The sequence below is a fragment of the Commensalibacter sp. A3DC genome (genome assembly GCF_047307945.1).
GTDB lineage: Bacteria > Pseudomonadota > Alphaproteobacteria > Acetobacterales > Acetobacteraceae > Commensalibacter > Commensalibacter melissae.
In genome coordinates this window covers 20,642-30,960 of record NZ_JAXOQA010000018.1, presented here as the reverse complement: position 1 = coordinate 30,960, position 10,319 = coordinate 20,642, and the positions used below count along the sequence as shown (strand labels likewise).

The following is a 10,319-nucleotide window of genomic DNA, read 5'->3' as shown; positions in this document are numbered from 1 at the left end:
TATGCATTTTGATTAAGTGTTTTAGGATCGAAGGTGTTTAACTCAATTTTTCGTAAAGTATTGTATGGGAATGTGATCCAACAGAATATGTTGTTAGTTTGAGATAACATTAAATATTTTATTATTATGAATTTTTTTAGTTCCTGAATATGGTTTTAGGGGTAATATGAATCCAGATTGCTGGGTTAAATCTTGCAATTTCTTGTCACAAATTACTTTTGTATGAAAATAGGTTTGTATTTTAAAATTTTTTAAATGCATTTACTGTTCACAACAACTGGAATTAATGTTGGCAATGGTCACAGATACGTTTTAAAATATGATTTCATTCTGTATGCATTGTTTTTTTATAATTATACTCGATAACTCTCAAAGGTCTGAATATTGATCGAAAAATGTTTTAATATTTATTGAATAGAATAAATATTATTGATTTTTAAAACGACGTTGATAGTTAACATTATATAGGGCACTTTCCATATGGTTTTTACTACCCATAGCAGGACCAACCATAATTAACGCAGTACGTTGGATTGGATTGGCGTTTATTTTTTTTAAAATAGTGGCCAATGTTCCTTGTATAATTTTTTCATTTGGCCAGCTTACATGCGCAGCGATGACGATTGGACAATTTTCTCCATAAAAAGGAACCAAACGCTGAACAATTTCTTCAATACGATGAATGGCGAGATGAATAATCAGTGTAGTGCCAGTTTGTGCATAGGTTTCTAATTTTTCTTTTTCTGGCATTACTGATGCACGTCCAGAAATGCGTGTTAAAACAATGGATTGTGCTATTGTTGGAATAGTCAATTCTTTTTTTATGATTGCAGCAGCGGCTGCAAAAGCGGGTACACCGGGTGTAAGTGTATAGGGAATGGCGTGTTTTTCAAGTCGGCGGATTTGTTCAGCAACAGCACTATAAACAGAGAGATCCCCTGAATGTAAACGGGCGACATCTTTTCCCGCTTGATTTGCCTTTACAAATTCAGCTTCAATCTGATCCAAATTTAATGGGGCCGAATCAATTAATTGTGTATCAAAAGAGCAAAATTTCAGAATATCTTTAGGAATAATAGATCCGGCGTAAAGACATACTGGACATTGTTCCAAAAGCTTTTTCCCACGTAATGTTATAAGGTCAGCAGCCCCTGGGCCTGCCCCGATAAAATGGACGGTCATGGTGTTGAGGATCCTTTATAGGCTAAAGATAAGGTAATTCCTTTATAGATCATCTTTCGTATCAGTAAATGATCTTTTTTGTGCATAATGGCTAAAAGACAGGCTTCTGAAACAGCACCAAAACCGGTTAGTTCATAAATTCTGTTTGAATAAGATTGACATTGGGACTGAAGATTTTTGAGCGTGTCCAATGCAATGAATTGAATGGGTAGTTTATAATGATGTTGCAGGATTAGATAAGTGCTATCTTTTTGTTTAAAAGCAGGCGCAGCAATTAAATAAATAGAAGCCCGATAGTTTCGTTTAATTTCTTGCAGTGTACAATATATATGTTTGGCATTTGTTTTTTTTTGACTGCCCAGACCAATTAATAAAGTGTCAGGGGAGGCGCGTGACGCAATATTGGGTAATGGTACGGTCGGGTCTGAAACCATGGTAATTCCCTAAAGATTCATAATGCTGGATTTGAAGGCGGCTGATTGTTCCGCCCAATTGTTGTTGAGTTTGAAAAAGAATTTGATCGCTTTCGGTCGTTACGGAATTAATAACCAGCCGTCCATAAGGATGAAGGTTTCTCCATACAGTTTTTAAAAGATCAGGTGCTGTTAATCCACCTCCGATAAAAACGGCATCAGGACGTGGCAGTTTATCTAAAACTTCGGGGGCCTTGCCTTCAATGATTTTCAGGGAGGGGACACCCAGACTATATGCGTTTTCCCTTGCTCTTACAGCCCGATCATGACGTGATTCAATGGCAATGGCCTTACAGCCGGGATGGGTTAACATCCATTCGATGGCAATGGAACCGGATCCCGTGCCAATATCCCATAACAAAGCGCCAGGAAAAGGTTGCAATGCTGATAAAGTTGCCGTGCGGATATATTGCTTTGTTAATTGACCATCATGTCGAAAATAGGAATCTTTTCGTCCATGGCAATAGGGAAGCCCTTCAAACCGGTCTAATTCAAGGGCAATCATGTTTAAAGGGTCAATTGTTCCGGGCAGGGATTCTTTTAATAAAAAAGAACGTATCCGTTCCCGCGGTCCACCAAGTGCTTCAAGAATATAAAATAATTTATATGGGATTTGCCATTTTTCCAGATATGCCTTGACGTTATGAGGTGTTGATTCATTTTCGGATAAAATAAGTGTTTTACGACCCGGTATTAAGGCTGGGCGCAAGGTTTCCAACGAGCGACCACATAAGGAGATTGTCTCAATGGTTTGTCCTGACCAACCTAACCGGTTGCAGGCAAGGCTATAGGATGAAAGGGTTGGAAAACTTTGCCAATCATTGATAGCCAAGGTTTGAACGGCTAAAGGACCAATCCCATACCAGAACGGGTCACCTGATGCAAGAATTGCAACTGATTCAGGTTTAAGGTTATTGATTTTGTTTATGGATTCTTGAATGGGCGACGACCATATTTCTGTTTGACCTTGAATAAGGGTGTTTGCAAGTCTCAAATGACGCTTACCACCGAAAACGTAGGATGCGTTTTTTAGACATTTACGAGCCTGATCGGAAAGGGAGTTGATACCATCTTCGCCAATACCAATAATGCTAAGAAAAGGGTAAGTCATATTATTTACAAAAATCACTTATTAATTCTATCAGGTAACGGAAATGAATTATAGCTGGGGTAATTGAAAAAATCATGTAATCTATTTATGTAATGACAAATTTTTATAGGTATCTTTAGTGGGACAAAAAAGAAAAAAGGTTTTGCTTTTAGGTGGCACCAGTGAGGCTTCCCAATTAATACACTGTCTGCAAAATAATGATTCCATAGAAGTTATTTTTTCTCTAGCGGGTGTGACAAAAAATCCTGTATTACCCGAAAATGTGATATCACGTGTGGGTGGGTTTGGTGGTGTCACCGGATTGATAATGTGGTTAAAGAATAATCAAATAGATTTCCTAATTGATGCAACACATCCTTTTGCCCTACAGATGACTAATAATGCCTGGAAGGCAGCGAAGATTTGCAGAATTCCCTTTTTGAATTTGCAACGTCCGGCATGGAAGAAGCGGGATGGTGATCATTGGCATGAGGTAAATTCAATTCCTGAAGCTGTAAAGGTTTTGGGTCATAGAACGTTAAGGGTATTTTTAACTATCGGTCGTAAAGATATATTATTATTTAAAGAGAATATTATCCAGCATCATTATTGGATAAGAAGTGTTGATAAGCCTGATGATACGGTTTTGCCAAGTCATGCCGAGGTCATTGCTGCCAGAGGGCCTTTTGATGTGCAAAGCGAATATGATTTTTTAAAACAATACCATATTGAATGTATTGTTACGAAAAACTCCGGTGGTCAGACTGTTTGTGCGAAAATTGATGCGGCAAGAAAATTGTCAATTCCTGTGATCATGATTCAAAGACCTGTTATGCCCCAACTTCCTTCTGTTTCAACTATGGATAAGGCTTATCAATGGTTGATGAGTCATCTTCAGGGATAATTTATTCGGTTATAATCGAACGAGATGTGTAGAACCAGGGACGTATATTTTCCCGTGACTGGGGAATTAATTGACTATAACGGCTGCCAATCAAGACCAGGGTTTGCATATTTCCCATGGAACCTTTGGCATCGCCCAGGGTGGTTAGGTGAATATGTTCGTTTTTTCGGGAAATTGCCTGACAAAAAGCCACTGGAATATAGGGAGGTAAAATTTCCTTCAATAATTCAAAAGCTTTATCAAGTTGCCATGGTCTCGCTTTGGAAACGGCATTATAAAGGGCTATGACAAAATCAGCCTGAGCCGCAAGCCTTAAACGGTGCAGGATAAGTTTCCAAGGTTTCAGGTTATCGGAAAGGGAAATGGCGCAAAAATCATGACCTAAAGGCGCCCCTAGTCTTGCAGCAGCCGCAAACATGGCGGAAATTCCTGGTAAGACAGTTATTTCAATCTCTTTCCATATTGGTTTTCCATGATCAATGGTTTCAAAAATAGCACTGGCCATGGCAAAAACGCCGGCATCTCCTGAAGAGACAACCCCAACCTTATAGCCTTTTCCGGCAAGTGTTAACGCATGTTCGGCACGATCGAGTTCTTCGCGATTATCTGATTTATGTTTTCGTAAAGATGGTCTATCAGGGATGCGATCAAGGTAAGGACCATAGCCAATCAGGTCTGTTAAGGTTGGCAAAATTTTTGATGCTTCAATCGTCAGTAAATCAGGATCTCCAGGACCAAGGCCTATGATGTATAGATGTCCCGTCATCTCAATTCTCCTTACCGGCGATAAGGATCAGTGAAAAATAGGGAGCTTTTTCATCCTGCATTTGTGATAATGGCAAGATACGTTCCTGGTTTTGGGTGCCACGTTCAATATAGGTTGCTTGTTCAAGCAAATGGGTCTGCTTTAAAGCGGTTTTAACCTTTGCAAGATTGCGGCCAATTTTCATGATGACGATGGATTCACACTGGTTCAATTTTACCAAAAGTTTGTCGAGGGGTAAAGTCGCGGACAAAATGGTTAAGGTTTGATCATTGCGAACAATCGGTAAATGTAATCGGCTCCAGCAACCATTCATTGCCATAACGCCTGGAATGGTCTCTATGGTATATTGTTCTTGTAATCTTTCCAATATATAAATTGCAGATCCATACAATAATGGATCGCCTTCACATAACAATCCTATATCTTGTCCTTCATCGAGTTTTTTTTGAATCTTAGAGGCACAGTGATCATAAAATGTTTCTAACGTTTCTTTATATTCAGGAGCATAATGAGGGATTTCTGTAGTCAAGGGGTATTCAAAACGTAATTCTGTTAAATCATGGATAAGGAATGGTGTGGCAATTTGACGTGCATGACCCATTTCACCTTTTTTACAGAAATAAGCGATAAAAGAAAGAGAATTTAGAATGCGTCCGGCTTTTTTTGTCACCAATTCAGGATCGCCCGGTCCCATACCCAATATAAATAATGTGCCTTTCATTTTATATTTCCTGTTTTTGGGCCAAAGCGTTCAATGCGGCAACACCCATGGCGCTTCCACCCTGTCTGCCCGTTATGATCATATATGGAATTTTTCCCCATTCTTGCAATGCCAGTTTTGATTCAGCCGCACCCACAAAACCTACAGGGACACCGATAATTGCTGCAGGCTGGGGGATTTTCTTCTGGTCTAATAAATTGATCAAATGAAACAAGGCTGTTGGTGCATTACCAATGACCACAACCGCCTGTTTCAGGGTGTCCCCCCATAAATGGATGGCAGCAGCTGAACGTGTGTTTTTTATATCTTGGGCAATCTTGACTGTATCGGGATGGTTCAGGGTGCAAATAATTTTATTATTGGCGGGCAGTCTATGTCGAGTAATTCCATGAGCAACCATTTCTGAATCACAAAAAATCATGGAACCCATGAACAGGGCCTGTTCACTTTTTTCAATAAAATCGGGACTGAATACGATATTTTTTGTTATTTCGATCCGTCCACATGCATGGATAACCCTGACGGCAATTCTGGCTTCATCTTCTGTAAAATTAGATAGGTCAGCTTCTTTGCGAATGGTTGCGAAGGAATTTTGATAAATAATCTTGCCATCATGGATATAGTCATAAAGAGGCATGAATGTTTTTCCTATTTCATTTCAGAATATGTAATGAGTTTAGCGCTGATTTCTTCCAAGTCTAGATTTTTGTAAAGGCTTTCATCATTTGCCCTGCCGTGTAATATAAAATTATATCCCTTGGGGGTTGCACATAGGGTTAAAGGATTTTTCAGGGGAGATGCGCATCCTTTTGCACAGCCAGATATATGCAGTGTCTGTAGTTTGGAATGCCAGAAGCGTATAAGTTTTTTAACATCTTTCATCACGGGTTGCATTCCCTGAAGACAATAGGGTTTACCCGGACATAAGATGATATTTAAACGAGGATCCTGTTTATCGGTAATAAATGATTTCAAATGGGTATGAGCTGCGTTTGAACAATAGGGCAGTATAATTGTCCGATCGGGGGTGAGCTGCAGGGTGGAATTTCCATATTGATCAGAGATGTCTGCCAGTAGACTTAAATCTTGACTATGGAGCAATCCAAAGGGAATGCCGAGATGATAACCATGTGAAAATTGACCAATTGAAAGTTTTTCAATTGAAGTTGGATAGGTATAGAATTGTTTGGAACATGAATTTTCCTTTATAAATTGATCAGCATAGTCTTGATGAAGCAGGCGGAAATAATTGTGTTTATGGCAAAATTGCAAAATCTGTTTAAGCAGTTTGGCACAATTATCCAAGTTACAGGGTATTACCTGTTTTGCATGACCTAATTGCAAAATCCATTGGTCATGATGGATACGTAGATTAATATCGGCATGATGACGGGTTAAGGGGAATAACCCGCCCCCGTCAATAACGAAACTGAATTTGCCAGTCAGAAATTTTACAGTCTCATTTTCAATGATTTCATGTTGTATACACTGGGCATAGCGTATGGTATCTTGGTGGCAAGAAGGGTCGATACCGGCCAAGGGTGAAATAAGAATATTGCGTTTACCTTCTTCCAATGCATCGGGACTGCATAGATTCTCATTTTTGGCTAAAGGCATGAATTGTTGGATATGTTCCCGGGTAAACCCCCGTAGTTGCAGATTGGCCTTTTGTGATAAATTAATAAAGCCATTTCCCAAATCAGATGCTGATCTTGCAATAAAACGGGCCTGTCGACTGGTTAATTTTGCAAAAGAAGGCTTAACTCGACATAACCATCCATCTCCTGTCACCATAGGATGATAAAGCGATGGACACCATCCCCGACGTATATTATTCATCGCTTTCTTCCAGTTTCATGAAAACGCTGTTTGATTTTGGATGCCACAAGCCACGTTTAAGGGATTCATTGAAGCGATTTTGAATGGATTTTTTTGCCGCTGGATTGGAATTTTGTAAAAATCGGTTAACAGTATCATTTCCAAGCGTTGCTGCAAAGACGAGTTCAAACTGTTGATCAAAACAATGGGAAAGCGTTGCTGAAAAACTGAAAAGTGCATCGACAGAACGGGCTATTTCCGCGGCTCCACGATAGGAATGATTCATCATTGCCTTTATCCACATGGGATTGGCAACACGTCCACGCACTATACGGTTGACTTCCTCAACCAATAAACGGATTTTTGGATTTTCTGCTTTTGAAGTGTCACCGTGATATAAGTTGGGTGTATTGTCAAAGAGTTTTGCAGCTGCCGCAAAACCACCTTCATGGGCAGCGTAGTCAGCGCTATCCAGAAGGTCAATTTCGGCATGGTCTTGACTGTGAAAAAAAGCCTGTGTTGTTTTTAAACGTTCTGAAAGCCCTTGTCTATCGTAAATGCCATCTTGCCCGTTTCCATAACTATATGCTGAATTTTCCAGCCATTTTTCGCCCAGTTCCGCTTGTTCACGCCAATTTCCAGTATTCAAGGCATATTCTATGCCCGTTCCATATGTGCGTTGGGCTGTACCATAAATGCGATTAAGCCGGGAATGATGGCTTCCGGGGGGGGTATTTTGAAAGAGATATGCCAAGTAATTCCAATCTTTATCTTCGGCACGTTGGGCAAGGGTTTTAACCGTTTGATCAAACAATGTGATCTGATCTTCAAACGCATCACGGAAAAATCCTGAAATGCGGAGTGTTACGTCGACGCGCGGTCGGTTCAATTTTGCCAATGGGATGATTTCAATTGAAGTAACACGATTTGAACTTGTATCCCAGATGGGTTTGACCCCCATGAGAATATAGGCCAGAGCCAGGTCCTCACCGCCTGTTCTAAGATTGGTGCTTCCCCATAAATCAATAACAATATGTCGCAGGTGATCACCATTTTCCTGTATAAATTTCAGCAAAAGCTGTCCTGCCATCTTTTCTGCCAGAAGATAGGCAGTACGAGTGGGAATACCACGTGGATCAACCGTATACAGATTACGTCCGGTTGGGAGAACATCCAGTTTTCCTCTTGTGGGTGCCCCAGCAGGGCCAGGCTGAATAAATTCTCCATTCAAAGCGTTTAGGAGAGATTGTTTTTCCTGCTCGGCACATTGGTAAAGATTTGATTCAATCTCTGATATTTTATCGGGGGCATAATGTTTTATTGTTTCTAGAAGATGCTGGAATTGAATTGGAGGTTTACCAAAAATATGTAACCCTTCCCGTATTTGCAAATCCTTGACATCACATAAATAGGCATCCAGATGGTTCAGGGCGACCTCATCGCCGCTTTCCTTGCGGTTGATGCCTGTTTCAGCCAATAAACCGCAGGATTCTGCTTTATCCAGAATAGTCCCGAGAAGAAGTTTGCTGCGTCGATGGTCCAAACCATCAGCTTCAGCATAATCATCGATTAACCGTTCTAGTTCTGCGGCATCGCCGCTAAGGATTGTCTTATTGACAGGAGGCGTTAAATGTCCGATGGTAACAGCACCGAGACGTCTTTTTGCGCAGGCTGCCTCACCTGGATTGTTAACAATAAAGGGATAGATGACGGGTAAGCCACCCAGCAATACAGCAGGGGAACAATGATCGGAAATTGCGGTTGCCTTGCTTGGTAGCCATTCCAGTGTACCATGCGTTCCCAGATGAATGATGGCATCAATGGATTCTTGATGGCGTAACCATAAATAGAAAGCGATATAACCATGGCATGGTGGAATATCTGGATCATGATAAGTGTTTTTATGATTTTTTGAATCAGCTCTTTCAGGCTGGATCGCGCAGATGATATGGCCTAATTGAATATATCGTATGGTAAAATTTTCTTTTTGCAGCGTTTCATCTGTTTCAAATTCTGGCCAGTATGCCAAAACCCTTTCTCTGAATGTCGTCGAAAGTGTGGAAAAATATTGTTTATAATCAGTCAGGGATAAAGTGGCCCTGGTACCTGACTGACATAAAATCTGGATTAAATTTTTACAGTCGGGAATTACGGATCCTGTTTGATATCCATTCTTTTTCAACCATTGTAAAATATGTTCAAGACTGGCAAAGCTGTCCAAACCGACGGCATGTCCTTCTTGTCCGCTGACACCTGGGTAATTTGAAAGAATAATAGCAATTTTCTTGTCATGATTGTTTTTTTTTCTTAAATTAACCCATCCGTTAACACGGTTTGTAACGAGATCTATTCCTTTTTGATAAGGTTCATACCGTGTTTGGTTATTTTTCTCTTTTTTAAATCCTATGGCAGTTGTCGAGATTTTACCGTCAAGTTCAGGTAAAACAACCTGGATGGCAAGATCGGTTTGGGATAGGCCACGAAAACTTTTTTTCCATAAATGTTTACTGTTACTAGGCTGAAGAATTTGCAGGACTGGCACATTAAATGTTCTAAAAAGGGAATGATTATAATCTTGCTGTATAGAAAAATATGTGGCGTTTAAAATTATTGTTGGGTGATTTTGGTAGAGATATTGCCCAACCCAATGGGAAATTTCTGGGTCTTTTAGAGAGGTCAGATAAACAGCCTTGATATTTATGCCTTTTCTGAATAAGGATTGTGCGAGGGAAAGAATAGGTTCGATATTGTTGGCCAGCAAATGAGAGCGGTAAAACAATATTACCGCTAGATTTTGATGGGCATGAAATGGATAAGGTAAGGGATATTCCCCAACCATCGGTAAAATGTGTGGGGTAATTGATTGCCCTATTTTATGGTCAAGATGATGGGCGGCAAGATTTAGGATGTGACTGTAATTTTCTTTTCCACCAGCCAGGAACAGTTCCTTGAATTGATTTAACAGGTTGGCGGGAATAGTGGAAAGATTATCAAAATGGGGATTTTCATAATTTTCGCCAGAAATAATGGCCAGGGGAATGTGACGGGACTGACATAAGTTGTGGATTTCTTCCGTACCATAGCGCCATGCCTCAATTCCTCCTAATAATCTTAAAATTATGAATTTGGACTTACTGATTGTCTGATCCAGATAGAGGTCGACAGACATTGGATGACGAAGACGGTTAAGAGAAACTAGCTGTATTGATGGAGAATTTTCAGGTTGCTGCGCTATGCAACTCGCCATCACATTCAGGTCATTATCGGAAAAGGATAGAAAGACAATATCGGCTGGTTCATGTTGCAAATCTTCAGCCGGTGCCTGTTCATCCAGACTTGTAATTTCTCGAACCAGGATATGCATT

The 10,319-nt window shown here is 40.1% G+C and carries 9 protein-coding genes; 1 reads left to right on the top strand and 8 read right to left on the bottom strand.

Translation table 11 applies throughout. The features are described from left to right. Window positions 1-426 precede the first annotated feature (426 nt). Genes cobM through cbiE form a run of 3 tightly spaced genes read right to left on the bottom strand, consistent with a single transcriptional unit; the run spans window position 427 to window position 2,766 of the window. Window positions 427-1,182: a precorrin-4 C(11)-methyltransferase gene (gene cobM, locus U0839_RS03600; protein ID WP_155565886.1), complete on the bottom strand. Its 756-nt coding sequence runs from the start codon at window positions 1,180-1,182 to the stop codon at window positions 427-429. Continuing rightward, a complete protein-coding gene (locus U0839_RS03595; protein ID WP_155565885.1) occupies window positions 1,179-1,616 on the bottom strand; it encodes a cobalamin biosynthesis protein in 438 nt (145 codons plus the stop codon). Before U0839_RS03595 ends, cobM begins: the two co-directional genes overlap by 4 nt. Further along, window positions 1,561-2,766 carry a precorrin-6y C5,15-methyltransferase (decarboxylating) subunit CbiE gene (cbiE, locus tag U0839_RS03590; protein ID WP_155565884.1) on the bottom strand — a complete coding sequence of 402 codons (1,206 nt, stop codon included), beginning with the start codon at window positions 2,764-2,766 and terminating at the stop codon, window positions 1,561-1,563. Before cbiE ends, U0839_RS03595 begins: the two co-directional genes overlap by 56 nt. Window positions 2,767-2,884: 118 nt before the next feature. Here cbiE and U0839_RS03585 point away from each other — a divergent pair, with 118 nt between their 5' ends. Then, window positions 2,885-3,649: a cobalt-precorrin-6A reductase gene (locus tag U0839_RS03585; RefSeq protein ID WP_155565883.1), complete on the top strand. Its 765-nt coding sequence runs from the start codon at window positions 2,885-2,887 to the stop codon at window positions 3,647-3,649. A 1-nt stretch (window position 3,650) separates the two neighbouring features. Here U0839_RS03585 and cobJ read toward each other — a convergent pair whose 3' ends face one another. From cobJ to cobN, 5 genes are read right to left on the bottom strand one after another with little or no spacing between them, the layout of a single operon-like run. After that, the gene (cobJ, locus tag U0839_RS03580) at window positions 3,651-4,415 is read right to left on the bottom strand and encodes a precorrin-3B C(17)-methyltransferase (RefSeq protein WP_155565882.1); all 765 of its coding nucleotides are present in this window, start codon (window positions 4,413-4,415) and stop codon (window positions 3,651-3,653) included. 1 nt (window position 4,416) lies between these two features. Further along, window positions 4,417-5,136, bottom strand: a complete 720-nt coding sequence (gene cobI / locus U0839_RS03575; protein WP_155565881.1) for a precorrin-2 C(20)-methyltransferase — start codon at window positions 5,134-5,136, stop codon at window positions 4,417-4,419. A gap of 1 nt (window position 5,137) precedes the next feature. Then, window positions 5,138-5,773, bottom strand: a complete 636-nt coding sequence (locus U0839_RS03570; protein ID WP_155565880.1) for a precorrin-8X methylmutase — start codon at window positions 5,771-5,773, stop codon at window positions 5,138-5,140. Window positions 5,774-5,784: 11 nt separating this feature from the next. Beyond that, entirely contained in the window at window positions 5,785-6,975 is a 1,191-nt protein-coding gene (locus U0839_RS03565; protein ID WP_155565879.1) for a hypothetical protein, read from the bottom strand. Next, window positions 6,968-10,318 (bottom strand): cobaltochelatase subunit CobN, encoded by a 3,351-nt coding sequence (gene cobN / locus U0839_RS03560; protein ID WP_155565878.1) that lies wholly within the window; start codon window positions 10,316-10,318, stop codon window positions 6,968-6,970. Before cobN ends, U0839_RS03565 begins: the two co-directional genes overlap by 8 nt. Window position 10,319 lies beyond the last annotated feature (1 nt).